The organism is Streptomyces sp. XM4193, from assembly GCF_023072595.1.
Lineage (GTDB): Bacteria > Actinomycetota > Actinomycetes > Streptomycetales > Streptomycetaceae > Streptomyces.
Map to the genome: position 1 here is coordinate 208,320 of NZ_JALLGK010000004.1, position 23,738 is coordinate 232,057.

Genomic DNA, 23,738 nt, shown 5'->3' on the forward strand with positions numbered 1-23,738 from the left:
CGCAGCGGGCCGCGGCGGGACGTCCGCCCGCGTTGCCGCGGAGCCGTCGTGGCGCTGCCGTGGCGCCGTTGTGGCATCCGGTGCGCTGCCGCCGAGCCCGGGTGCGCCCGCGGGCCCCGCCCGCACCCGAAAGGTGCGAACGAGGCCCGCGGTCCGGTCCCGCCCCGCCCCCTCGGGGCCGGCGGGAGCAGCGCCCTACGCCGGGACGCTGGCGACGCCCGGTGCGTGGAACTTCCGGCCCCGCACCCGCTCGCTGACGCCCGCGCGGTCCAGGTACGGCGTGATGCCGCCCAGGTGGAACGGCCAGCCGGCGCCGGTGATCAGGCACAGGTCGATGTCCTGCGGCTCGGCCACGACACCCTCGTCGAGCATGAGGAAGATCTCCTCGGCGATGGCGTCCAGCGCCCGGTCGCGCACCTGCTCCTCGGTCAGGACGGTGTCGCCGACCTGGAAGAGCTCGGCGACCTCGGCGTCCAGCTCCGGCGCACCGGAGTCGTAGCGGTAGAGGTTGCGCTTGCCGGCCTCGACGACGCGGCCGAGGTTCTCCGAGACGCCGAAGCGCTCGGGGAAGGCGGCGTTGAGGGTGCCGGCGACGTGGTGCGCGACGGCCGGGCCGACCAGGTCGAGCAGCACGACCGGGGACATCGGCAGACCCAGCGGTGCCAGTGCGCGGTCCGCGACCTCCACCGGGGTGCCCTCGTCGATGGCGCCGAGGACCGAGCCCATGAAGCGGGTCAGGATGCGGTTGACCACGAACGCGGGGGCGTCCTTGACCAGCACCGAGGTCTTGCGCAGCTTGCGGGCGACGGCGAACGCCGTGGCCAGCGAGGCGTCGTCGGTCTTCTCGGCGCGGATGATCTCCAGCAGCGGGAGGATCGCGACCGGGTTGAAGAAGTGGAAGCCCACGACCCGCTCGGGGTTCTTCAGCTGCGAGGCCATCTCGGTGATCGAGAGCGAGGAGGTGTTGGTGGCCAGGATGGCGTGCTCGGGCACGACCGCCTCGACCTCGGCGAACACCTTCTGCTTGATGCCCATCTCCTCGAAGACGGCCTCGATCACGAAGTCCGCGTCGGCGAAGGCGGTGGCCTTGTCGAGCGAACCGGTGACCAGCGCCTTCAGACGGTTGGCACCGTCCTGGTTGACGCGGCCCTTGAGGTGCAGCTTGTCGATCTCCTCGTGGACGTAGCCCACGCCCTTGTCGACCCGCTCCTGGTCGATGTCGGTCAGCACGACCGGCACCTCGAGACGGCGGGCGAAGAGCAGCGCGAGCTGCGAGGCCATCAGACCGGCACCGACGATGCCGACCTTGGAGACCGGGCGGGCCAGGTTCTTGTCCGGCGCGCCCGCCGGCCGCTTGGCCCGCTTCTGCACCAGGTTGAACGAGTAGATGCCGCTGCGCAGTTCGCCGCCCATGATGAGGTCGGCCAGCGCCTTGTCCTCGGCGTCGAATCCGGCGCGCAGGTCGCCGTTCTTCGCCGCGGCGATGATGTCCAGCGCACGGTAGGCGGCCGGGGCCGCGCCGTGCACCTTGCTGTCCGCGAAGGCCTTGCCCTGCGCGACGGCGTTGTCCCACGCCTCGCCGCGGTCGATGTCGGCACGCTCGACCTCGATGTCGCCCTTGAGGACGGAGGCCGTCCACTTCAGCGACTCCTCGAGGAAGTCAGCACCCTCGAACAGCGCGTCGGCGATGCCGAGTTCGAAGACCTGCGGGCCCTTGAGCTGACGGTTCTGGTTGAGCGAGTTCTCGATGATGACCTTGACGGCGCTCTCCGGACCGATGAGGTTCGGCAGCAGCGCGCAACCGCCCCAGCCCGGCACCAGACCGAGGAAGACCTCGGGCAGGCCGAAGGCCGGCACGGCCTTGGAGACGGTGCGGTAGGTGCAGTGCAGTCCGACCTCGACACCGCCGCCCATCGCGGCACCGTTGTAGTACGCGAAGGTCGGTACGGCCAGCCCGGACAGGCGCTTGAAGACGTCGTGGCCGCCCTTGCCGATGGCCAGGGCCTCCTCGTGCTTCTTCAGCAGCTCGACGCCCTTGAGGTCGGCGCCCACGGCGAAGATGAACGGCTTGCCGGTGAGGCCGACGGCGACGATCTCACCGTTCGCGGCCTCCTTCTCCACCTGGTCGACGGCGGTGTTGAGGTTCGCCAGCGAGGCCGGGCCGAAGGTGGTCGGCTTGGAGTGGTCGAAGCCGTTGTCCAGCGTGATCAGCGCGAACCGGCCGGCGCCCTGCGGAAGGTCGAGGTGGCGTACGTGCGCCTGGGTCACGACCTCGTCGGGGAAGAGCTCGGCCGCGCCCTTCAACAGCTCTGCGGTGGTGGTCACTTGCCTGCCCCTTCGAAGTGCGGGTTCTCCCAGATCACGGTGCCGCCCATGCCGAAGCCGACGCACATCGTCGTCAGGCCGTAGCGGACGTGCGGCTGCTCCTCGAACTGCCTGGCCAGCTGCGTCATCAGCCGGACACCGGAGGAGGCGAGCGGGTGGCCGTAGGCGATCGCGCCGCCGTACTGGTTCACACGCGGGTCGTCGTCGGCGATGCCGTAGTGGTCGAGCAGGGCCAGCACCTGGACGGCGAAGGCCTCGTTGACCTCGAAGAGGCCGATGTCGTCGATCGACAGACCTGCCTGGGCGAGGGCCTTCTCGGTGGAGGGGACCGGGCCGATGCCCATGACCTCCGGCTCCACACCGGCGAAGGCGTAGGAGACCAGACGCATCCGGACCGGCAGCCCGAGCTCGCGGGCCACGTCCTCGGCGGCGATCAGCGAGGCGGTGGCGCCGTCGTTGAGGCCGGCGGCGTTGCCCGGGGTGACCCGGCCGTGGGCCCGGAAGGGGGTCTTGAGCCCGGCCAGGCTCTCCAGCGTGGTGCCGGGGCGCATCGGCTCGTCGGCGGTGGCGAGGCCCCAACCGGTCTCGCCGCCCTCGGGGTTGGTGCGGCGGATCGACACCGGCACCAGGTCCTGCTGGATCTTGCCGTTGGCGTACGCCTTGGCCGCCTTCTCCTGGCTGGCCACCGCGTAGGCGTCGGCGCGCGCCTTGGTCAGGTGCGGGAAGCGGTCGTGCAGGTTCTCCGCTGTCATGCCCATGAACATGGCCGACTGGTCGACCAGCTTCTCGGAGACGAACCGCGGGTTGGGGTCCACGCCCTCGCCCATCGGGTGGCGGCCCATGTGCTCGACACCGCCGGCCACGACCACGTCGTAGGCACCGAAGGCGACCGAACCGGCGGTGGAGGTCACCGCGGTCATGGCGCCGGCGCACATGCGGTCGACGCTGAAGCCGGGAACGGACTGCGGCAGCCCGGCGAGAATGCCCGCCGTACGACCCAGGGTCAGGCCCTGGTCGCCGATCTGGGTGGTCGCCGCGAGCGCGACCTCGTCGATGCGCTCCGGCGGCAGGTCGGGGTTGCGACGCAGCAGCTCACGGATGCACTTGACGACCAGATCGTCGGCGCGGGTCTCGTGGTAGATGCCCTTGGGGCCCGCCTTGCCGAACGGGGTGCGGACGCCGTCGACGAAGACGACGTCCCTTGCGGTACGAGGCACGTTGGCTCTCCTCCTACAGAGTGCGGCCGGGGTTCCGGGGTTGTTTCGCCCGGGAGACTGCGGGCCGCCTCGCGGCACGCTTCCTGCCCCCATGCTACTTGCCAGTAACTGCTAGGCAAGGCCAGGGCCCGGCGAAGCTGTGCGGTGCGTGTCACAGAGGGACGGCCCGGAAGCCTCAGGACTGTGCGGTGAGCGCGCCCACGAGCAGCGGGAGCGTCTGCTCGATCTGCCAGGGGCGGGCCCCGAGACCGCGCAGGACCTCGGCGACGCTCTCCGGCGACGGGTCGGCCGGCGGCTCCCAGCAGAGCCGCCGCACCGTGTCGGGGGTGATCAGATTCTCCTGGGGCATCCGCAGCCGCTCGGCGTGCGAGCTGATCGCGGACCGCGCGGCCGACAGCCGGGCCGCGGCGGCCGGGTCCTTGTCCGCCCAGGAGCGGGGCGGCGGCGGGCCGCTGGGCTGCTTGACCTGGACCGGCAGCTCCTGCTCGGTCAGTGCCAGCGCCCGGTCGACCGCCTCCTGCCACTGCCCCAGCTGGCGGCGACCGGCGCGGTTGCCGAAACCGGGCAGCGCGGCCATCGCCCGCACGTCCGCCGGTGGGTTCAGTGCGCACTCCACGATCGCGGCGTCCGAGAGGACCTTGCCCGGCGAGATGTCCCGCCGCCTCGCCACCTCGTCGCGCGCGGTCCACAACTCCCGCACGACGGCGAGCTGTCGGCGCCGCCTGACCTTGTGCATTCCCGAGGTGCGCCGCCAGGGGTCCTTGCGGGGCGGCGGCGGGGGAGCGGAGGCGATCGCCTCGAACTCCTGGTGGGCCCACTCCAGCTTGCCCTGCTCCCGGAGCTCCTCCTCCAGCGCGTCGCGCAGATCGGTGAGCAGCTCCACGTCGAGCGCGGCGTACCGCAGCCAGGGATCGGGCAGCGGACGGGTGGACCAGTCGGCCGCGGAATGGCCCTTCTCCAGGCTGTATCCCAGGACGTTCTCGACCATGGCGCCGAGACCCACCCTGGCGAAGCCCGCCAGTCGGCCCGCCAGCTCGGTGTCGAAGAGCCGGCTGGGGACCATGCCGGTCTCGCGCAGACACGGCAGGTCCTGCGTCGCGGCGTGCAGAACCCACTCGGTGTCGGCCAGCGCCTCGTGCAGCGAAGTCAGATCGGGGCAGGCGATCGGGTCGATCAGCGCCGTCCCCGCACCCTCGCGGCGCAGCTGCACGAGATAGGCGCGCTGGCCGTAGCGGTAGCCGGACGCGCGCTCGGCGTCCACGGCGACGGGGCCCTCGGCCGCGGCGAACGCCCGTACGACCTCGGCGAGGGCGTCGGCGGACGCGGTGACCTCCGGGGTGCCCTCCCGGGGCGCGAGCAGGGGTACCGGCGCCGGGCCCTCGGCCGCGGAACCGTCGTCCTGTGCGGTGGCTGCTGTCGTCTTCTCTCGCGCGGTCTCATGGGCTTCGGTCACCAGGCAAGGGTAGCCGGGCCGGTGATGAGCGAAGCACCTGCCGGCGGAAGGGTCCGTCGGCAGGTGCTCGGGTGCGGCGGGTCTCGCCGGCGATGGGTCGGTCAGTCGGTCCGGTGGTTCGGGCGGCCGACCGGAGGCCCCGGGGGAGCGCTCGGCTCCGGCTGCGGGCCGGTCGGCCTCCTCAGTGGATGATGCCGGTGCGCAGTGCGACGGCGACCATTCCGGCGCGGTCACCGGTGCCGAGCTTCCTGGCGATGCGCGCCAGGTGGCTCTTGACGGTGAGCGCGGACAGGCCCATCGACACACCGATCGCCTTGTTCGACTGGCCTTCGGCGACCAGGCGCAGCACCTCGACCTCACGGCCGGACAGCTCCCGGTGGCCTCCCGGGTGGCCCGGTGCGCCGTGCGGACGCCGGTGCATCCGCGCGGCGGCCATGCCGATCTGGGCGGCGCCGGGACGGTGGCCCACGGCGAGGTTGTTGCGGGTGCCGGTGACGACGTAGCCCTTGACGCCGCCGGCCAGGGCGTGGCGTACGGCGCCGATGTCGTCGGCTGCGGAGAGTGCGAGGCCGTTGGGCCAGCCCGCCGCGCGGGTCTCGGACAGCAGCGTGAGGCCGGACCCGTCGGGGAGGTGGACCTCGGCGACGCAGATGTCTCGTGGGTTGCCTACTCGTGGACGCGCCTCCGCGACCGACGACGCCTCGATCACGTCCCGTACGCCCAGCGCCCACAGATGGCGGGTGACGGTGGAACGGACTCGGGGGTCAGCCATGACGACCATGGCCGTCGGCTTGTTCGGGCGGTAGGCGACCAGGCTTGTGGGGTGCTCGAGGAGAACAGACACCGGGCCTCCTGGGAGAGGAGATTGGGGACGGCCGGCTCGGGGGTGAAGCCGGGGACGATCCCTCGTGGAAGGGTCAACCAAACCTTCGGCAGCTCTCCCGGGCTGCTTTAGGGGAAGATCACGAACGAGTGAGTACAAATCTCGCAAATCGGACAGAAGGTCGAGTCGGCGCCCGGTCCGTTCCCCTCGGCTGTCCGAATACGGGCCCGCGTTTCCGTGGTGTGCGGCGCGCGCGAGCCTCGGGAAATCCGTGTCGAGAACGGCGTGAATCCACCAGAGGCGCGGCTGAAAATCGCGCACCTGCCCGGATCGTCGTACGCCCTGCCGGATGTTGCGGACGGGACAGGGGTCGCGCCGAACCCGAGCGGCGGCAGGGCGTACGACAGGGCGGTGGCAGGCCGGCGGCAGGGCGAGGCGCGGTGATGCGCTGACGCGCGACGCGGTGACGCTGCGGACGACGGGAGCGGGCAGCCCGGGTCCGGGGTCAGCCCGGCTGGGGCCCGCGACGCTGGGGGAGCTGTACGACGCCCGCCTCGGGGCTGCTCTCCGGCGGCAGGCCGGCGCACTGGGCCAGCAGCTCGCACCACGCCATCAGATGGGCCCCCGCGTCCAGCTGTCCGGTGATCGAGGAGCCGTGCCCCGCCGGGGACCAGGAGGCGCGGATCTCGATCTCCGCCTGCGCCTCGCGGTCCGCCAGCCCGCCGAAGTAGTGCGAGGAAGCGCGGGTGACGGTGCCGCTGGAGGCGCCGTACGGAACCCGGCGGGCCTGGAGCGCGCCGGTCAGCCACGACCAGGTCACCTCGGGCAGCAGCGGGTCGGCGGCCATCTCCGGCTCCAGCTCGGCGCGGGCCATCGTCACCACGCGGAACGTGCCGTGCCAGGCGTCCTGGCCCTGCGGGTCGTGCAGCAGCACGAAGCGGCCGTCGGCCAGTTCCTCGTCGTCGACGCCGAGCGACGCCTCCAGGGCGAACGCGTAGGGAGCCAGACGTTTGGGGGCGGGCAGCGGGTCGAGCCGGATCTCCGTGCGGGGAGTGATCTCGTCCAGAGTCGCCACGGCGTTCCGAAACGCCGTCGGCACGGCCTCCCCGTCGTCGTTCATACCCTCCGCCGCCTGTGCTCGTGCCGCTGCCATGGGCCGAAGGGTAAGGGCTACGGACCGTGTGCGACGGTAGGAACACCCGGCGCGTGCTCGGCATGTCGGAGCCCGTGGGAGACTCGGACGCGTGACTGCCGATGACCGCCCGAAGGGCCCGCCGAGCGCGACCGCAGACTCCGCCTTCCTCAAGGCCTGTCGCCGAGAACCGGTGCCGCACACCCCTGTCTGGTTCATGCGGCAGGCCGGCCGATCGCTGCCGGAGTACCGCAAGCTGCGCGAGGGCATCGCCATGCTCGACTCCTGCATGCGGCCCGACCTGGTCACCGAGATCACGCTCCAGCCCGTGCGCCGCCACGGCGTGGACGCGGCCATCTACTTCAGCGACATCGTGGTGCCGCTCAAGGCCATCGGCATCGATCTGGACATCAAGCCGGGCGTCGGCCCCGTCGTGGCGCAGCCCATCCGCAGCCGCGCGGACCTGGAGCGGCTGCGTCCGCTCGGTCCGGACGACGTGCCGTACGTGACCGAGGCGATCGGGATGCTGACCCGGGAGCTGGGCGGCACCCCGCTCATCGGCTTCGCCGGCGCCCCGTTCACTCTCGCCAGCTACCTCGTGGAGGGCGGCCCGTCCCGCAACCACGAGCACACCAAGGCGATGATGTACGGCGACCCGGAGCTGTGGGCGGAGCTGCTCGACCGGCTCGCCGGGATCACCGCATCCTTCCTCTCGGTGCAGATCGAGGCGGGCGCGAGCGCGGTGCAGCTCTTCGACTCCTGGGTGGGAGCGCTCGCCCCCGAGGACTACCGACAGCGGGTCATGCCTGCCTCGGTCAAGGTCTTCGACGCGGTGGCCGGTTACGGCGTGCCGCGCATCCACTTCGGCGTCGGCACCGGCGAGCTGCTGGGTCTGATGGGGGAGGCGGGAGCGGACGTCGTCGGCGTCGACTGGCGCGTCCCGCTGGACGAGGCGGCCCGCAGGGTCGGCCCCGGCCGTGCGCTGCAGGGCAACATCGACCCGGCGGTGCTCTTCGCCCCGCACAGCGCCGTCGCCGAGCAGGCGGACCGGGTGCTCCGGGCCGCCGAGGGGCTGGAGGGGCACATCTTCAACCTCGGCCACGGCGTACTGCCCGACACCGACCCCGAGGCGCTGACCCGTCTCGTCGCCCATGTCCATGAGCGCACCGCGCGCTGAGGCCGCGCCGCCGCACGCACTGGTCGTCGGCGGCGGCATCGCCGGCCTCGCGGCGGCCCACGAACTGCTGGGCCGCGGTTTCACGGTGACGCTGGTGGAGGCCGGCGACCGGCTCGGCGGCAAGCTGCGCCGCGGCAAGGTCGCCGGAGTCACCGTCGATCTCGGCGCGGAGGCGATGCTCGCCCGCCGGCCGGAGGCCGTCCGACTCGCCCGCGAGGTCGGACTCGGCGAGGCGCTCCGCCCGCCGAACGTCGCGGGCGGAGCGATCTGGACCAGGGGCGAGATCCGGCCCATGCCCCAGGGACATGTGATGGGGGTTCCGGGCACCGCGGAGAGCGTGCGCGGCGTGGTCTCCCCCGAGGGGCTGGCCCGTATCGCCGAGGACGCCGTCATGCCGCCCTCCGACCTCGGTGAGGACGTAGCCGTCGGCGAGTACGTCGCCTCGCGGCTGGGGCGCGAGGTGGTCGACCGGCTGGTGGAGCCGCTGCTCGGCGGGGTGTACGCGGGTGACGCCTACCGGATCTCGCTGCGCGCGGCCGTTCCCCAGCTCTACACCGCCGCCACCGAGGAACGCACGCTGATGGGTGCGGTGCGCTCGGTTCAGTCGGCGACCCGCGCGGCTGCGCTGGCGAGGGAGGCGGCCGGCGAGGTCGCACCACCGGTCTTCCTGGGCATCGAGGGCGGCGTGGGGCGGTTGCCCGAGGCGGTGGCGAGCGCCGTGCGCGCGGCCGGCGGCACGGTGCTGACCGGCGTCGGGGCACGGGCTCTGCGGCGTACCGGCGAGGGCTGGGAGCTGGAGTGCACCGACACGGTGCGGCGCGCGGACGCCGTCGTCGTGGCGCTGCCCGCAGGGCCGGCTGCGCGGCTGCTGCGTGCCGAAGTCCCCCGTGCGGCAGTCGAGTTGGACTCCGTTGAGTACGCGGCCACGGCGCTCTGCTCGTACGTGTTCCGCCGCCGCGACCTGGCCGGGCTGCCGGGCGGGAGCGGCTTCCTCGTCCCGCCGGTGGACGGACGCACCATCAAGGCGGCCACCCTGGTGGGCAACAAGTGGGACTGGGTCTCGGCGAGCGATCCGGAGCTGTTCGCGGTCCGCACCTCCGTGGGCCGCCACGGCGAACGCGGCGCGTACGAGCGGGACGACGAGGAGCTGCTGCGGCTCTCGCTCGACGATCTGCGCGAGGCGACCGGCATCGACGCCCGTCCGGTGGGACAGCGCGTGACGCGTTGGGAGCAGGGCCTGCCGCAGTACCCGGTCGGGCAGCTGGCGCGGGTGGCGCGCATCCGCGCGGCGGTCGCGGCGCGGCCGGCGCTGGCGGTCTGCGGTGCGGCGTACGACGGGGTCGGCATCCCGGCGTGCGTGGCGTCGGCGAGCCGCGCGGTCGACGAGGTCGTGACCTCGGTCGGGGCCCGTACGCATCTGGTCTGAGCGGCGCCGGCCGCGGGCGTCCGCGTACGCGGGAGGCCGGTGCAGAGTGCTCGCGGCGGCGCGCGAGAATGGGGCCATGACTGCTGCTTCGGAGAAATCACCCCACGCCGGCAAGAAGGCGAAGGACCTCAACGAGACCATCCGGTACACCCTGTGGTCCGTGTTCCGGCTGCGGGACGTGTTGCCCGACGACCGTTCCGGCTGGGCCGAGGAGGTCGAGGAGCTGTTCGCGCGGCTCGACGCCGAGGACGTCACGGTGCGCGGCACCTACGACGTCTCCGGGCTGCGCGCGGACGCGGACGTGATGATCTGGTGGCACTCCGAGACCTCCGACGCACTCCAGGACGCCTACAACCGCTTCCGCCGCACCAAGCTGGGTCGCGCGCTGGAGCCGGTCTGGTCGAACATGGCGCTGCACCGGCCCGCCGAGTTCAACAAATCGCACATCCCGGCGTTCCTGGCCGACGAGCGCGCCCGCGACTACATCAGCGTCTACCCCTTCGTCCGCAGTTACGACTGGTACCTGCTGCCGGACGAGGACCGTCGCCGGATGCTGGCCGACCACGGCAAGATGGCGCGCGGCTACCCCGATGTGCGCGCCAACACGGTGGCGTCCTTCTCGCTGGGCGACTACGAGTGGATCCTCGCCTTCGAGGCCGACGAGCTGCACCGGATCGTGGACCTGATGCGTCATCTGCGCGCCTCCGAGGCCCGGATGCACGTGCGCGAGGAGGTGCCGTTCTACACCGGGCGCCGCAAGGAGGTCGGCGATCTGATCGCCGGGCTCGCCTGACGGCCGCCGCACTCACCGCGGCCGCCGTCCCGAGGGCGGTCGGCCGCGGACAGTGGTGAGGCCCTGCAGTCGGGGGAGCTGCAGGGCCTCATGCGGTAGAACGTCGCGGTCGGACGGGGAGTTCCCCTCCGTCCGACGGGGACGGCGGCGCGGTCTCAGCGCGAGTCGTCCACCAGCCGGCCGGCGTCCCGGGCGAGCGCGGTCAGCCGCGATATCGCCCTGAAGTACTTCTTCCGGTAGCCGCCGCGCAGCATCTCCTCGCTGAACAGCTCGTCGAACGGCCGCCCGGAGGCCAGCACCGGCACCTCACGGTCGTAGAGGCGGTCGGCCAGCACCACCAGCCGCAGCGCCGTCGACTGGTCGGGCACCGGCTCGACCCCGGTGACGCATACGGCGTCCACGCCCTCGCAGAGCGCGCCGTAACGGCTGGGGTGCACCCGGGAGAGGTGGTTGAGCAGGCTCGGGAAGTCGTCCAGGCTGGCGGCGGGCGTACGGTACGCGGCCCGGGTCACGGTGTCCTCGTCGTGGGGCTTCGGCGCCTCCGGCAGACCGCGGTGGCGGTAGTCCTCGCCGTCGATGCGCAGCGGCCGGAAGTGCGCGGCCAGCCCCTGGATCTCGCGGAGGAAGTCGGCCGAGGCGAACCGGCCCTCGCCGAGCCTGCCGGGCAGCGTGTTGGAGGTCGCGGCGAGCGCCACCCCCTCCTCGACCAGCCGGCTCAGCAGGCTGGAGACGAGCACGGTGTCGCCCGGGTCGTCCAGCTCGAACTCGTCGATGCACAGCAGCCGGTGGTCGCTGAGCGTGCGGACGGTCTGCTGGAATCCCAGCGCGCCCACCAGATTGGTCAGCTCCACGAAGGTGCCGAACGCCTTGTGCGCGGGGTCGGCCGGAGTGGCGTGCCACAGCGAGGCGAGCAGATGGGTCTTGCCGACGCCGTATCCGCCGTCGAGGTAGACCCCGCGCGGCCCGTTCCCGGAGGGCTTGGGCTCACGACGGAACCAGCGGCGTTTGCCGCTCCCGGTCGCCGACGCCCCGTCCAGGCCGCGGGCGAAGTCCTCGAGCACCCGTACCGCTTCGGTCTGGCTCGGCTGCTGCGGGTCCGGGATGTAGGTGTCGAAGCGCACCTCGCCGAAGCGGGGCGGGGGCACCATCTCGGCGACCAGCCGCTCCGCGGGCACATGCGGCTCCCGCTCGCACAGCGAGTGCGGGGTCTCCTCCTGCGACGCGGGACGGCCGGCTGCGGGACCGGAGATTTCTGCGGATCGGGGCGCGACACTTGACACTCTCCTCACTCTACGGTGCTCGGGGCCGCCCGCCGGGCCATGGTGTCCCGTGCCACACTGCGGCCATGCGACGTCTGTTCCCCCTCGCCGGTCCCGTGTCCGAGCCGTCCGCGCGGCACGAGCCGGCCGCACGAAGCGCTCCGTCCGGCGGGGAGGCACCGGGCTCCACCGCGCCCGAGGCGGCGGAGCCGAGCACGGCCGACCGGCAGTGGAGCCTGACGGAAATCGCCGACGGGTACGCCTATCCGCCGCTGGAGCAGGGGCAGTTCTGGCTGCGCGGCAACATGGTGGCCTCCTTGGACGGCGCCGCACATCACGACGGCCGCTCCCAACCCCTCTCCTGCGCTGCCGACATGCGGATCTTCGGCGTACTGCGGGCGCTGGCGGACGTCGTCGTGGTGGGTGCGCAGACCGTGCGGCAGGAGGGCTACGGGGGCGCCAAGCCGCGGGAGGCGTTCGCGCAGCGGCGGGCGGCGGCGGGCCAGACCCCGGCGGCGGCGATCGCCGTGGTCACCTCCGGACTCGATCTGGACTTCGACAGCCCACTGTTCACCTCGCCCACGACTCCGACGCTGCTGGTCACGGGCGCCGGGGCGCCGCCGGACCGGCTGGCCGCGGCCCGCGGGGCCGGGGTCGAGGTGGTGCTCGCCGGGGAGGGCGCGGCGGTGGAGGTGGACCGCGTACCCGCGCTGCTGGGCGCACGCGGACTGCGGCGGCAGCTCACCGAGGGCGGCCCGGCGCTGCTGGGGCAGTTCGCCGCCGCCGACGTACTGGACGAGCTGTGCCTGACCGTGGCGCCCCGGTTGGTGGCCGGCGGCGCCCCGCGGATCGCGCACGGCCCGGACCTTGAGCTTCCCTCGGACTTCGCACTGGACTCGCTGCTGGAGGAGGCCGGCTTTCTCTTCACGCGCTACCGCAGGGTGCGGCAATCGCCGGAATAAGGCATTCCGCTTAGCTTGGACGGACAGCGGCATACGGACAGCGGCATACCGACAGCGACAAGCGGACAGCGACACCTCGGAAGATCCGCGCGGGTGTGGGAGCGCGGACTCCGCCCCGGCTCCGAGCCGACCGCGAGAAGAAGGGCGCCACCGTGTTCACGACCGTACTGATGATCGAGAAGCCCCTGGTGCCCACCGACGTGGAGATGGTCGGCACCCTCCACGGCGAGGAGGACGTCACCTTCTTCGTGCTGATGCAGCCGCGCGGTCACCAGGACCGGCTGCTGCGCGCGCTGGACGACGTGGCGCTCGGCGAGTTGGAGGACGCGGTGCGCGAGGCCGACGAGCCCGAGGGCGACGAGGCCGGGCAGCCCGCCCGGGTGGCGTTGGAGCACTCGGTGCGCTCCCTGCGCGAGCTCGGGTTCGGGGCCGAGGGCCGGGTGGTGGACAGTCATCCGCTCGACGCGCTGACCGCGGTCGTCGAGGAGGTCGGCGCGGACGAGGTGATCGTGCTGACCGCACCGCACTTCGTGGAGGAGTTCTTCCACCGCGACTGGGCGTCCAGGGCCAGGCACCGGGTCGGCGTACCCGTGCTCAAGCTCTTCGCGCACTCGGAGTGAGGTGCGTCCCGCGCGTGGCGCGGGTGGGTGCGAGCTGTATCGGCCGGTGCGCCGCCCACGCCGGGCCGCGGGGCCGACGACGGGCGTCCGGGTGCGACAATCGGAGCCGACAGCGACGACCAGGGAGACTGAATCTATGGCACCGGCGATCCCGCCCTCGATGGAACGGCCGCACTTCATCGGCATCGGCGGAGCCGGGATGTCGGGCATCGCGAAGATCCTCGCCCAGCGCGGCGCCCGGGTCGCCGGCAGCGACGCCAAGGGGTCGCCGGTCACCGAAGCGCTGGAGTCGCTCGGTGCCACCGTCCGCATCGGCCACGCCGCCGAGCATCTGGCACCCGACGCCACCTGTGTCGTCGTCTCCTCCGCGATCCGTGAGGACAACCCCGAGCTCGTCGCCGCCGCCGAGCGCGGTGTCGCGGTCGTCCACCGCTCGGACGCGCTCGCCGCGCTGATGGACGGCACCCGCGCCCTCGCGATCGCCGGCACCCACGGCAAGACGACCACCACCTCGATGCTCGCCGTCGGCCTGCGCACCCTGGGGCTCGACCCCTCCTTCGCCATCGGCGGCGACCTCGACGAGCCGGGCAGCAACGCCCACCAGGGCGCGGGCGACCTCTTCGTCGCCGAGGCGGACGAGAGCGACCGCAGCTTCCACCGGTACGCACCCCGGGTCGCCGTCGTCCTCAACGCGGAGCTGGACCACCACGCCAACTACGCCTCGATGGAGGAGATCCACGAGTCCTTCGAGATCTTCGTCGACCGGATCGAGCCTGGCGGCACCCTGGTCGTCAACGCCGACCAGGAAGGCGCGCGAGAGCTGACCGCCAGGGTTCGCGCCCGCTCGGACGTCGCCGTCCTCACCTACGGCGAGTCGGAGCAGGCGGACGTCCGGGTTCTCTCGGTACGGCCGCGCGGGCTGAGCAGCGAAGTCGTCGTGCGTTTCGGCGGCGCCGCTGCCGACCTCGCCGACGGGGACGTGCACCTGGCCGTCTCCGTCCCCGGCCGGCACTACGCGCACAACGCCGTCGCCGCTCTCACGGTGGCTGCCGCCGCGGGCGTGCCGGTGGCCGAGCTCGCCCCCGCGCTGGCGTCCTACACCGGGGTCAAGCGGCGCCTCCAGCTCAAGGGCGAGGCGGCCGGGGTGCAGGTGATCGACTCCTACGCCCACCACCCCACCGAGATGACCGCCGATCTGGAGGCGATCCGCGGCGCGCTCGGCGCCGACGGCGCGGAGATCGTGGACGGCGCGGGCGGTGCGGACGGCGCTGCGGGTGCCGCGGGTGAGAAGGGTCGTGTGCTGGTCGTCTTCCAGCCCCATCTCTTCAGCCGCACACAGGAGTTGGGCACCGAGATGGGCGCGGCGCTGGCGCTGGCGGACGCCTCGCTGGTGCTGGAGATCTATCCCGCCCGGGAGGACCCGATCCCCGGTGTCACCAGCGAGTTGATCATCGACGCGGCCCGGCAGGCGGGCGCGGACGTCCAGGCCGTCGACGGCGCGGAGCAGATCCCGCAGGTGTTGGCGGGAATGGTCAAGCCCGGCGATCTCGTTCTCACCATGGGCGCCGGGGACGTCACCGACCTCGGCCCCCGCATTCTGACCCGGCTGGCCGCGTCCGAAGAGGGAGAGCGCTGATGGCCTACGAGATCGAGAAGACCGACGAGCAGTGGCGGGCGGAGCTCAGCCCGCAGGAGTACCGGGTGCTGCGCCAGGCCGGCACCGAGCCGGCGTTCACCGGTGAGTACACCGACAGCAAGACCGAGGGCGTGTACGAGTGCCGCGCCTGCGGGGCCGAGCTCTTCCGCTCCGGCACCAAGTTCGACTCGCACTGCGGCTGGCCGAGCTTCTACGACCCGTCGAGCAGCGACGCCGTGGAGCTGCTCAGCGACACCTCCATGGGGATGACCCGCACCGAGGTCCGCTGTGCGCGCTGCGGGTCCCATCTGGGGCACGTCTTCGAGGGCGAGGGCTACCCGACGCCGACCGATCAGCGCTACTGCATCAACAGCGTCTCGCTGCGGCTGACTCCGGTGACGGACGGCTGAACTCCGCCCGCTCCGGGGCCCGTTGAGCGGCCCCGGAGCGCGAACCCGCGCGCGGTGGAGGCGGGTCGGTGGTGGTGGAGCCAGTGGTCAGGGCCGAACCACCCCCGGACGCGGGCGGATTGACGGGGAATCACGGGTTGACGGGGAATCAGGGGGCGGTGAGCCGGAAGCCCACCCGTCCGAACCGCACCCGGTCGCCGGGCCGTACGGTGACGGCGCCGGTGATGCGCCGCTCGTTGACCCAGGTGCCGTTGGAGGAGCCGAGGTCGCGCAGCGTCCAGCCCTGCCCGGTGTAGCGGACCTGCGCGTGTGCCCGCGAGACCGTGTGATCGGTCAGGCGCAGGATCGATCCCGGAGCGCGACCGATGGAGAGCGCGTACGGCCCGGAGGCGGGCAGCAGCAGCTCGGGCAGGTCCTCGGCCGTCCATGCCCGGCGGAGCCTGCCGCGCAGGGAGGCCATCCGCGAGACCGCGCGGACCATCGGGCCCTCGGCGGGCAGGAGTTGGGGGCGCCCGAGGTCGTGGAGCACCTTGTGCAGCTCGTCGGCGCTCTGCGCCTGGAGGATCAGCTCCACCCGGCTCGCGAACGTGTCCTGGGAGACCTGGCCCCGCACCGCGCTCTCCCGCAGCAGGCTCAGCGCCTGGTCCCGCTCCGCATCCGAAAGACGCGGCGGGACGGCACGGAATTCGAGCGAGGTCATGGACAGGCATTCTTCCGGTCGCTTCGGTCACTGTCCAGACGGGTTCGGGGGTGCGCAGCCGCCGAACCCGGGCCCGTACGCCGCCGCGCGTCACGGATGTGCCGAAGCGGACGGGGTTCGGGAGGGGTTGCCCCGTGCTGCGCGACGAAAAGCAGATGCGCAACGCGCACGGCACGGAGTACGGTCACGGCGACGCTCGCAGTCGCACGACAGAGACAGAGGAAGGGGGCGAGCCCGATGCCGATCCACCGCATTCCACGCTCCCGTCCGTCGCACCGGGCGTCACGGATCTGACCGGGGGCGCTGCTTCGCCCTTCCGGAAGGAACTCCCTTGACCACTCTGGTCGTTCGCACGCTCGCCGAGTCCGAGGCGCGTGCCGTCTTCACCTCCCTGCCCGACGCCGGCCTGGTGGGCAGGCCGCTGCTGGGCCGTCCCTACCGCACTCTCGCCGAGGGCGGCGAGTACCGCCCCGAATGGACGTGGGTCGCCGAGCGCGAGGGCGTCGTCGTCGCCCGGGCCGCCTGGTGGGCGGCCCCGGAGGACCAGGAGCCCCTGGTGCTCGACTGGTTCGACTGTCCCGACCAGGAGGCCGGTGTCGAGCTGCTGCGCGCGATGCCGCGCCACCCCGAGTACGAACTGATCCTGCCGGCCGGCTGGCGCGCCGATCCGCGGGTGTACGCCGAGGCCAACAGCCGTATCGAGGCGGCGCGTTCGGCCGGCTACCGCGAGCTGGTCGAACGCTTCACCTACCTATGGACGCCCGCCGACGGGCTGCCCGAGCGCGGAGACCGGCTGGTCTTCCGCCCGGAGCCGGACGACGAGGTCGTACTGGAACTGCTGACACGAATCCAGCAGGGCAGTCTGGACGCCCACGAACAGGCCGCCGGCGATCCGGCGCGGGCGGCGCGCGAGGAGCTGGAGTTCCTCAACTGGTGCCCCTCGCCCAGGGAATGGTGGCGGGTGGCCTGCACGCCGGACGGCGAGGTGGTCGGCTTCCAGGCGCCCGCCCGCAATCCGAACCGTCCGATCGTCGGGTTCATCGGTGTCCTGCCGGAGCACCGCGGCAGGGGGTACTCCTACGACCTGCTGGCCGAGTGCACCCGTCAACTGGCGGAGGCGGGCGCCCAGGAGATAGCCGCCGCCACGGACCTGGGCAACCATCCGATGGCCGCCGCGTTCGCGCGCGCCGGCTACCCGGTCGACCGGCACCGCTACTGCATGGTCCATCCGGGCTGACCCCAACCGGGCTGACCGCACCCGGACGGCCGCCCGCGGGAGTCGCGCACTCCGGTGGGCGGTCGGCCCACATTCGGCGGGCCGCACGGACCGTCCGCACTGCTCGCCGGAAGGTGGCCGGGAGCAACGCGGATCATCAGCAATACCAAGGGAGTTGATGGGCGATACTGCTGTGACGCACGGCAGGGGAGAAGTAGGCTTCCGTGTCCGGGAGTGGGGCGGAAGGCAGGTGTGCAGGTGAGTTCGGGAGGGCTTCAGCTCCCGTCAGGTGACAGTGGTGCCCCCGAGGGCCGCGGCGCCGGCGACACCGCGGACGGCTCGGTGGCGGCGGGCACACAGCCCGAGACCGTGCCGCTGGCCAGGCCCATGGACATCGGCGTCGATCTCGACTGGGACGCGGCCTCCTGGGCCGAGGTCCGGTTGCGCGCCGAGCGCGCGGGGCGGGCGTACATCTGGCTCAACCTCGTCGAGCAGCGGCTGCGCGCGGTGGTCGCCGGAGTGCTGCGTCCCATATACGAGCCGGTGCACGGCGAGGAGTGGGTCGTCGCGGCGGCCGGCCCCACCGGCCAGGAGTGGGTGCAGCGCGCGGTGGCCGTCCGGGAGGTGAGCCGCCGCAAGGGGTATGTGCTCGATCCCGCCGACGACAACCTGCTCTCCTTCCTCACGCTGCCGCAGCTGCGCGAGCTGATGGTGCAGCACTGGCCCTGCTACGAGCAGTACTTCGACCAGCGTCGTGAGCTCGAACTCGCCCTGGACGAACTGGAGGTGGCCCGCAGCGCGGTCTCGCGCAACCGGGCACTGCCCGCCACCGTGCTGGCCCAGGCCGAACGCACCTCCGCACGGCTGTTGGAGCTGCTCGGGCCCGCGGACAGTTTCGCGCCCTCGGCCGGACGCCTGCCGGTGGACGCCATGGAGCAGTTGGTGGGCGAGCGGTTCTCCGACGTGGTGGGGGTCCACCGCGACCGGGTGCGGTTGCAGCGGCAGTTGCCGGCCGAGGACCTGTTCGGCGGTGCGCACCGGATCGACGCCATGGGGATAGGTCTCAATCTGCTGGTGCAGAACTACTCGGGGCGCCGGCTGGTGCGGCTGGCCGAGTCCGGCTGCCGGATGCGGCTGCTCTTCCTGAACCCGGCCAGCAGCGCGGTGCGTCGACGCGAGCGCGAACTTGGCCTCAAACGCGGCGAGTTGAGCCGTGCGGTGGAGATGAACATCCTGCACATGCGGCGAGTGCGCTCCCGGGTGCGGGACAGCGGCGCCGTGGACATCCAGGTCTCGGACGAGACCCCGCGCTTCACCGCGTACATGGTGGACGGCGACGGACCGGACGGCCTGGCCGTGGTGCAGTCCTATCTGCGCCGCTCGCGCGGGATGGAGGCGCCGGTGCTGGTGCTGCGCGGCGGAGGCCGGGCGCCGCTCCGGCACGACAGCGACACCCGTCCGGGCGGGTACCGGAGCGAGGACGACGGCCTGTTCGGTACGTACTGGGACGAGTTCGAGGCGGCCTGGAAGGATGCCCGCTCGGTCTCCTGATCCGGCGAGCCCGTGTGGCGGGTGTCCGCACGGCTCGGGGTGGCGCAGCGCGAAGTCGCGCAGCGCGAAGTCGCCGACGAACACCGAGCCCCCGCCACGCATCGGCGGATGTCGCCCCGTGTTCGGGCGTCCGCGTGTTCGGGCGCCCGGTGTTCGCGTGTCCGCGTGTCCGAGCATCCGGGGTCTGGGTGTTCGGGTGTTCGGGTGTTCGAGCGTCTGTGAACGTCTGTGGGTGCGGCGGGCAGTGCGCTCGGTGCAAAGGCGCGTCAAAGTCGGGGCAAAGCCGGGGCAATGGGTGCGCCGGCTGCCCGACTGCTGTCCGATTTCGATGCGGCGAACGGCAACTCCGGCTCGAACTCCACAGGTTGGTCGTGCATCCGGATTGGTGTCGGCTCGTCTGCCGGGGGCTGGAATCGCCCAGGGTGTCGCTTTTCAACTTCCTTATGCTGCTATGAAGTTACGCAAGAATGTTGTGTATGTCACACGTACGGCTAATGGTTGAGCCAGGGGGCTCTTTCGGTCAGAGTTGCGAACCAACCGAACGGGGTGAGGTCGGGATCTCCCGCTGAGGGCGACCCCAACTGCCTTGCCGGTTCGACTGCTGCGTGACGACGACCACGTCCGTGGCGCAGCGACCGCCCCCCACAGAATTACGAGGAGGACCCTCGTCATGGCTCAACACAAGAGCTCCAAGCGCCGTATGTCCCTGGCCATCGGTGCAGCAGTCGCCGTTGCCGCCGGTGCCACCCTGATGGCACTGCCCGCCGGTGCGTCCCAGGCGGAGGGCACCGTCTTCGGTACCGACGCCAAGGGTGCCATCGACGGCAGCTACGTCGTTCTGCTGAAGGACGGCCAGGTCGGCGCGGCCAAGGCCGGCAAGGACCTGGTGTCCGAGTACGGCGGCAAGGTCAGCAAGACCTACGGCTCCACCATCAACGGCTTCTCGGCCAAGGGCCTTTCGGAGAGCGAGGCCAAGCACCTCGCCGCCGACCCGGCCGTCGACAAGGTCGTGCAGAACAAGAAGTTCTCGATCAACGCGACGCAGGACAACCCGCCGTCGTGGGGTCTGGACCGTATCGACCAGGCCGAGACCGAGGGCGACAACGCCTACAACTACCCGGACAGCGCGGGTGAGGGCGTCACCGCCTACGTCATCGACACCGGTGTGAACATCGAGCACTCCGACTTCGAGGGCCGTGCGACCCACGGCTTCGACGCGGTCGACGGTGACGAGGACGCGGACGACGGCAACGGTCACGGCACCCACGTCGCCGGCACCATCGCCGGTGCCGCGCACGGTGTGGCCAAGAAGGCCGACGTCGTCGCGGTCCGCGTGCTGGACGACGGCGGCTCGGGCACCACCGAGGGCGTCATCGCCGGCATCGACTGGGTCACCGAGAACGCTTCGGGCCCGGCCGTCGCCAACATGTCGCTCGGTGGCGGCGCGGACGAGGCGCTGGACGCCGCCGTCCAGAAGTCCATCGACGCGGGCATCACCTACACCCTCGCCGCGGGCAACGAGTCCAGCGACGCCGGTCAGGGCTCGCCGGCCCGTGTGGAGGACGGCATCACCGTCGCCTCCAGCACGGACGCCGACGAGCAGTCCGACTTCTCCAACTACGGTTCGGTCGTGGACATCTACGCGCCGGGCTCGGACATCACCGCTCCCTGGATCGGTGGTCCGGACGAGGTCGAGACCATCTCGGGCACCTCGATGGCCGCCCCGCACGTGGCCGGCGCCGCGGCGCTGTACCTCGGTGAGAACGGCGAGGCCGCCCCGGCCGACGTCGAGGCCGCGCTCGTCGAGGCCGGCACCAAGGACGCCATCACCAACCCGGGTGCGGACACCGACAACGTGCTGCTGAACGTCGGCACCGGTGAGGCCGCCAAGTGAGCATCGCTCACCACGGCTGACCCCCGCTCAGGGGTCGAGTGAACAACGAGCCGCCCACCACCTCCTTCGGGAAGTGGTGGGCGGCTCGGCGTGTTCCCGCGGTGTCCGGGCCGGGAGCGGTGCTCGTGGCGGTTCAGCGCCCGGCCAGCGCCTCGGCCTCCTCCCGAGGGGTGAGACCGGTGGCCCGGCGGGGGTGGGTGAGCTCGACCGGAGGCCCCGCGGAGAGCCACTCCCAGGTGTCGGCGACCGTCTCGCGCAGCGGCCGGCAGCGCAGTCCGGCCGCCAGCGCGCGGCTCACGTCGGCGCGGTGCATCGTGTCGTGGAGCTCGCCCGGCGGAATCCAGACCGGCAGCTGGTTCCACGGCTCCAGGCCGGCCGCCTCGATCTCCTCGGGCGTGAGCCACACCAACTCCGCGTCGGAACCGGTGAGTTGGACACAGGTGGCCAGCAGCTCGCCCATGGTGGCGTGCCCCGACGGGGAGACGGTGTTGAACGCCCCGCCGACACCCGCGTCCACGGCCCGGAGCGTCCAGCGCGCCAGGTCCTGGGCGTCGATGTACTGCAGCGGCAGATCACGGGGCCCCGGCGCCAGGACCCGCCCGCCCCGTGCGATCCGCCGCAGCCACCACGGCAGCCGGCCCACGTTCTCGTAGCGGCCGAGGATCAGGCCGGCACGCAGCAGCAGTGCGCGGTCGCCGAAGGACTCCTGTACGGCCAGCTCACCGCCGCGCTTGTTGGCCGGGTAGTCGATGAACCCGGCGTCGGGGGAGGCGTCCACCAGGGGCGCGTCCTCGTCCGCTCCGGCCGGTGTCGGTTGGGCGTAGACGGAACGGGTGGAGACGTAGACGTAGTGGGCGACCCGGTCCGCGAGCAGTGCGGCCGAGCGGCGCACCACCCTGGGCGCGCCGGTCCAGGTGTCACAGACGGCGTCCCATTCGCCGCCGTTGAGGGCGTCGAGTCCGTCGTCCCTCTCGCGGTCGCCGACGAGCGCGTGTACGCCCGGTGGCGCGGGACTGGTGCCGCGGCTCAGCACGGTGACCTCGTGACCTGCGGCGACGGCCTCCTCGGCCATCACCCTTCCGACGAAGTCGGTTCCGCCAAGAATCAGTAGTCGCATGCCGCAATGGTGCGCTCGGCGGGGGAGAGCCGGCGGCGGGTCGGCTCCCGGCGTAATCGCCCACGGCGAACGGCCGCCCGTGCCCGTGCCCGCGTGCGCGGTCCGCGTGCCCGCGTGCCGGAGCGTGCGGCGCCCGCGCCCGGGGCGAACAGCGGGCGTCGGCCGTGCGTGCCCGCGGTCCACCGGGCTCGTGTCCGGTCAACCGCGGGCGCGAAGGGACGGGTTGGGGCGGCCGGGACCGGCGTCGGTGTCAGACGGACGGTCGGACGGACGGGCGGGGAACGGTGCCGGGGCGCGACGGCGGGTCAGTGGGCGGGCGGCACGGGGTCGTCCGGGTGGGGACCGGTCGGTGGGAGGACGGGAAGGCCGGCTCGGCGCCAGGCCCGGAAACCGCCGTCCAGATCCGTGGCACGGGTGAGCCCGATCTGCCGCAGGGAGGCGGCGGCCAGAGTCGAGGCGTACCCCTCGTCGCAGAAGACGATCCAGCGGATGCCACGGTTGGTGGCCTGCGGCAGTGCGCCCTCGTTGTACGGGTCCAGTCGCCACTCCAGATGGTTGCGCTCGACGACCAGCGCGCCGGCTATCGCCCCCTCGGTGCGCCGACGGTCTGCGGGGCGAGTGTCGACCAGTACGGCGCCCTCCGCCACGGCGGCGAGCGCCGCGGCCGGGTCCGGACGCTCGAAGCCGGCCCGGAGCGCGGCCAGATGCGCGTCGATGCCACCGGCCTCCGCCGCCTGCGCGGGGCGGACGGGCGCGTGCTCGACAGTGGTGCGGGACGGGTCGGCGGTCAACGGTCGACTCCTTCGGTGCGTACCAACTCCACGCTCCCGTCGTCGAGTTGGCGGTAGTAGGACATCGCCGCGAGTGCGGGGGAGTAGGCGTGGATGCTCACCGCCGGCTCGACGGAGAGGTTGGTGACCCGGTGCGTGTGGCGCGGGCCGAAGGCGCGGATGGACTCGGTCGGCAGCTCCCACGGCGTGGTGTGCACGGGGTGCGGCGACCGCGGGAAGGTGCGTTCGGTGAGTGCACCGCGTACGACGGTGAAGGCGCCACTGGCTCCGCCGTGGTCGTGGATCTCGGTGCCCTGCCCGGGCAGCCAGGTCAGCAGCCACACCTCGTGGGCGTCGGTGACCTCCAGCCGGGTGTAGAACCGCTCCGGCTCGGTGAACTGCACCTGTGCGGCCCAGAGTTCGGGGCGCGCCGCGAACGAGCGCACCATCTCGGCGAGCGTGGTGGGTGTGAGGTTTCCGCTGCCGTGCGAGTTTTCGGAGGTGAGGGCGGCGGGCTGGAGCGTGGTCGACATGGTGTTCCCCGGAGGCAGTGGTGAGCGGACGCGGAGGTGGCGCACGCTGCACCGGGCGGAATCGGTGCGAAGGGACGCAGCTGCGCGGGGCAGGTGCGTGTGCGTCGTGCGGCCGGGCCGGAAGAGGGCGAGGGCGGGACGACGCAGGGCGGAGAAAGCCGCGCCCGTGGATACCGGGCTGCTCGCTGCGGATCAGGGTCGCGCGGCTGTCAGCGTCCGTCGCGGGGACACAGCGCGCTCGCCACGCGGACGAAGTCCACGTGGTGGCGGGCGAAGAGGCGCGTGCCGATCAGCATGGCCCCACAGTGGCAGGGATACCGCCCCCGGTCAATCGCCCCCGCTTCCGACCGCCTTCGGACGCGAGCGCGCCTCGGCGGCATGCGGTCGGACATCACCGCGCGGAAGAAGAGGCGCGGAAGGAGAACCGCGGAAGGCGAACCGCGGAAGGCGATGCGCGGAGGAACGGCAAAGGGCGGGGGAATTCTCCCCACTGCGGAAGGACGAGGGACTCACCGGCTCTTGCGTCGCCTCTGCGGAACGCCTCCGTCGAGGCGGCGGACCTCGGTATTCCCGCATGGCGAGATTCTTCGGGAAAGCGTTGACGGCGGACCGGAGTTGATGGCAGGGTCATCGATTGTGAGTCAAGCTGAAGTTCTCGTATCGCGTCGCCACGTCGACCTTCGACGTCACGCAAGCGCACTCTGTGCCGCTTGCCGCTGAACCG

At 72.3% G+C, this 23,738-nt stretch carries 20 protein-coding genes; 10 read left to right on the top strand and 10 right to left on the bottom strand.

All coding sequences use genetic code 11. The features are described 5' to 3' along the window. Positions 1 to 195: 195 nt before the first annotated feature. The 5 genes from MTQ01_RS13890 to MTQ01_RS13910 all read right to left on the bottom strand — a co-directional run bounded on the left by MTQ01_RS13890 (position 196) and on the right by MTQ01_RS13910 (position 6,971). Positions 196 to 2,325, bottom strand: a complete 2,130-nt coding sequence (locus MTQ01_RS13890; protein WP_247490236.1) for a 3-hydroxyacyl-CoA dehydrogenase NAD-binding domain-containing protein — start codon at positions 2,323 to 2,325, stop codon at positions 196 to 198. Next, complete coding sequence (locus MTQ01_RS13895; protein WP_247490238.1) at positions 2,322 to 3,542, bottom strand: acetyl-CoA C-acyltransferase; 1,221 nt, start codon at positions 3,540 to 3,542, stop codon at positions 2,322 to 2,324. Before MTQ01_RS13895 ends, MTQ01_RS13890 begins: the two co-directional genes overlap by 4 nt. A gap of 175 nt (positions 3,543 to 3,717) precedes the next feature. Then, positions 3,718 to 4,995, bottom strand: coding sequence for a ribonuclease D (locus MTQ01_RS13900; RefSeq protein WP_247490240.1), 1,278 nt, complete (start codon positions 4,993 to 4,995; stop codon positions 3,718 to 3,720). A gap of 181 nt (positions 4,996 to 5,176) precedes the next feature. After that, on the bottom strand, positions 5,177 to 5,839 hold the full coding sequence (locus MTQ01_RS13905; protein WP_216815129.1) for a response regulator transcription factor: 663 nt from the start codon (positions 5,837 to 5,839) through the stop codon (positions 5,177 to 5,179). 484 nt (positions 5,840 to 6,323) lie between these two features. Continuing rightward, a complete protein-coding gene (locus tag MTQ01_RS13910) occupies positions 6,324 to 6,971 on the bottom strand; it encodes a DUF3000 domain-containing protein (RefSeq protein WP_247490241.1) in 648 nt (215 codons plus the stop codon). A gap of 91 nt (positions 6,972 to 7,062) precedes the next feature. On the opposite strand from MTQ01_RS13910, the gene hemE reads away from it, so the two are divergent. From hemE to hemQ, 3 genes are all read left to right on the top strand, one after another. Further along, positions 7,063 to 8,127 (top strand): uroporphyrinogen decarboxylase, encoded by a 1,065-nt coding sequence (hemE, locus tag MTQ01_RS13915; protein ID WP_247490242.1) that lies wholly within the window; start codon positions 7,063 to 7,065, stop codon positions 8,125 to 8,127. Then, the gene (gene hemG / locus MTQ01_RS13920; protein ID WP_247490244.1) at positions 8,108 to 9,553 is read left to right on the top strand and encodes a protoporphyrinogen oxidase; all 1,446 of its coding nucleotides are present in this window, start codon (positions 8,108 to 8,110) and stop codon (positions 9,551 to 9,553) included. The genes hemE and hemG overlap by 20 nt, the downstream gene beginning before the upstream one ends. A 76-nt stretch (positions 9,554 to 9,629) precedes the next feature. After that, positions 9,630 to 10,346 carry a hydrogen peroxide-dependent heme synthase gene (gene hemQ, locus MTQ01_RS13925; protein WP_247490246.1) on the top strand — a complete coding sequence of 239 codons (717 nt, stop codon included), beginning with the start codon at positions 9,630 to 9,632 and terminating at the stop codon, positions 10,344 to 10,346. 155 nt (positions 10,347 to 10,501) lie between these two features. Here hemQ and zapE read toward each other — a convergent pair whose 3' ends face one another. Then, the gene (gene zapE / locus MTQ01_RS13930) at positions 10,502 to 11,596 is read right to left on the bottom strand and encodes a cell division protein ZapE (protein WP_247490682.1); all 1,095 of its coding nucleotides are present in this window, start codon (positions 11,594 to 11,596) and stop codon (positions 10,502 to 10,504) included. 95 nt (positions 11,597 to 11,691) lie between these two features. Here zapE and MTQ01_RS13935 point away from each other — a divergent pair, with 95 nt between their 5' ends. The 4 genes from MTQ01_RS13935 (at position 11,692) to msrB (ending at position 15,233) form a co-directional block, all read left to right on the top strand. Continuing rightward, a complete protein-coding gene (locus MTQ01_RS13935; protein ID WP_247490248.1) occupies positions 11,692 to 12,567 on the top strand; it encodes a pyrimidine reductase family protein in 876 nt (291 codons plus the stop codon). Positions 12,568 to 12,719: 152 nt separating this feature from the next. Then, positions 12,720 to 13,187, top strand: a complete 468-nt coding sequence (locus MTQ01_RS13940) for an indole-3-glycerol phosphate synthase (protein WP_247490250.1) — start codon at positions 12,720 to 12,722, stop codon at positions 13,185 to 13,187. A 136-nt stretch (positions 13,188 to 13,323) separates the two neighbouring features. Continuing rightward, complete coding sequence (gene murC / locus MTQ01_RS13945) at positions 13,324 to 14,823, top strand: UDP-N-acetylmuramate--L-alanine ligase (protein WP_247490251.1); 1,500 nt, start codon at positions 13,324 to 13,326, stop codon at positions 14,821 to 14,823. Further along, complete coding sequence (msrB, locus tag MTQ01_RS13950) at positions 14,823 to 15,233, top strand: peptide-methionine (R)-S-oxide reductase MsrB (protein WP_247490253.1); 411 nt, start codon at positions 14,823 to 14,825, stop codon at positions 15,231 to 15,233. Before murC ends, msrB begins: the two co-directional genes overlap by 1 nt. Before the next feature lie 148 nt (positions 15,234 to 15,381). On the opposite strand, the gene MTQ01_RS13955 is transcribed toward msrB, so the two are convergent. Beyond that, the gene (locus MTQ01_RS13955) at positions 15,382 to 15,933 is read right to left on the bottom strand and encodes a DUF1707 and FHA domain-containing protein (protein WP_247490255.1); all 552 of its coding nucleotides are present in this window, start codon (positions 15,931 to 15,933) and stop codon (positions 15,382 to 15,384) included. A 331-nt stretch (positions 15,934 to 16,264) separates the two neighbouring features. On the opposite strand from MTQ01_RS13955, the gene MTQ01_RS13960 reads away from it, so the two are divergent. The 3 genes from MTQ01_RS13960 to MTQ01_RS13970 all read left to right on the top strand — a co-directional run bounded on the left by MTQ01_RS13960 (position 16,265) and on the right by MTQ01_RS13970 (position 20,594). Further along, a complete protein-coding gene (locus MTQ01_RS13960; RefSeq protein ID WP_247490257.1) occupies positions 16,265 to 17,170 on the top strand; it encodes a GNAT family N-acetyltransferase in 906 nt (301 codons plus the stop codon). Positions 17,171 to 17,407: 237 nt separating this feature from the next. Beyond that, a complete protein-coding gene (locus tag MTQ01_RS13965; RefSeq protein ID WP_247490258.1) occupies positions 17,408 to 18,700 on the top strand; it encodes an SAV2148 family HEPN domain-containing protein in 1,293 nt (430 codons plus the stop codon). Between the two features lie 670 nt (positions 18,701 to 19,370). Further along, complete coding sequence (locus tag MTQ01_RS13970) at positions 19,371 to 20,594, top strand: S8 family peptidase (protein ID WP_247490259.1); 1,224 nt, start codon at positions 19,371 to 19,373, stop codon at positions 20,592 to 20,594. Positions 20,595 to 20,727: 133 nt separating this feature from the next. Here the strand turns inward: MTQ01_RS13970 and MTQ01_RS13975 are convergent, their stop codons facing one another. From MTQ01_RS13975 to MTQ01_RS13985, 3 genes are all read right to left on the bottom strand, one after another. Continuing rightward, positions 20,728 to 21,711: an NAD-dependent epimerase/dehydratase family protein gene (locus MTQ01_RS13975; RefSeq protein ID WP_247490260.1), complete on the bottom strand. Its 984-nt coding sequence runs from the start codon at positions 21,709 to 21,711 to the stop codon at positions 20,728 to 20,730. 305 nt (positions 21,712 to 22,016) lie between these two features. Further along, positions 22,017 to 22,502 carry a rhodanese-like domain-containing protein gene (locus MTQ01_RS13980; RefSeq protein ID WP_374207735.1) on the bottom strand — a complete coding sequence of 162 codons (486 nt, stop codon included), beginning with the start codon at positions 22,500 to 22,502 and terminating at the stop codon, positions 22,017 to 22,019. Continuing rightward, on the bottom strand, positions 22,499 to 23,014 hold the full coding sequence (locus MTQ01_RS13985) for a cysteine dioxygenase family protein (RefSeq protein ID WP_247490261.1): 516 nt from the start codon (positions 23,012 to 23,014) through the stop codon (positions 22,499 to 22,501). The genes MTQ01_RS13980 and MTQ01_RS13985 overlap by 4 nt, the downstream gene beginning before the upstream one ends. Between the last annotated feature and the right edge of the window lie 724 nt (positions 23,015 to 23,738).

Excerpts from the sequence above, each read along its gene's own strand:
- MTQ01_RS13910 (WP_247490241.1), bottom strand. The coding sequence starts at position 6,971 with ATGGCAGCGGCACGAGCACAGGCGGCGGAGGGTATGAACGACGACGGG.
- hemG (WP_247490244.1), top strand. The coding sequence starts at position 8,108 with ATGAGCGCACCGCGCGCTGAGGCCGCGCCGCCGCACGCACTGGTCGTC.
- hemQ (WP_247490246.1), top strand. The coding sequence starts at position 9,630 with ATGACTGCTGCTTCGGAGAAATCACCCCACGCCGGCAAGAAGGCGAAG.
- MTQ01_RS13935 (WP_247490248.1), top strand. The coding sequence starts at position 11,692 with ATGCGACGTCTGTTCCCCCTCGCCGGTCCCGTGTCCGAGCCGTCCGCG.
- murC (WP_247490251.1), top strand. The coding sequence starts at position 13,324 with ATGGCACCGGCGATCCCGCCCTCGATGGAACGGCCGCACTTCATCGGC.
- msrB (WP_247490253.1), top strand. The coding sequence starts at position 14,823 with ATGGCCTACGAGATCGAGAAGACCGACGAGCAGTGGCGGGCGGAGCTC.
- MTQ01_RS13955 (WP_247490255.1), bottom strand. The coding sequence starts at position 15,933 with ATGACCTCGCTCGAATTCCGTGCCGTCCCGCCGCGTCTTTCGGATGCG.
- MTQ01_RS13970 (WP_247490259.1), top strand. The coding sequence starts at position 19,371 with ATGGCTCAACACAAGAGCTCCAAGCGCCGTATGTCCCTGGCCATCGGT.
- MTQ01_RS13975 (WP_247490260.1), bottom strand. The coding sequence starts at position 21,711 with ATGCGACTACTGATTCTTGGCGGAACCGACTTCGTCGGAAGGGTGATG.
- MTQ01_RS13985 (WP_247490261.1), bottom strand. The coding sequence starts at position 23,014 with ATGTCGACCACGCTCCAGCCCGCCGCCCTCACCTCCGAAAACTCGCAC.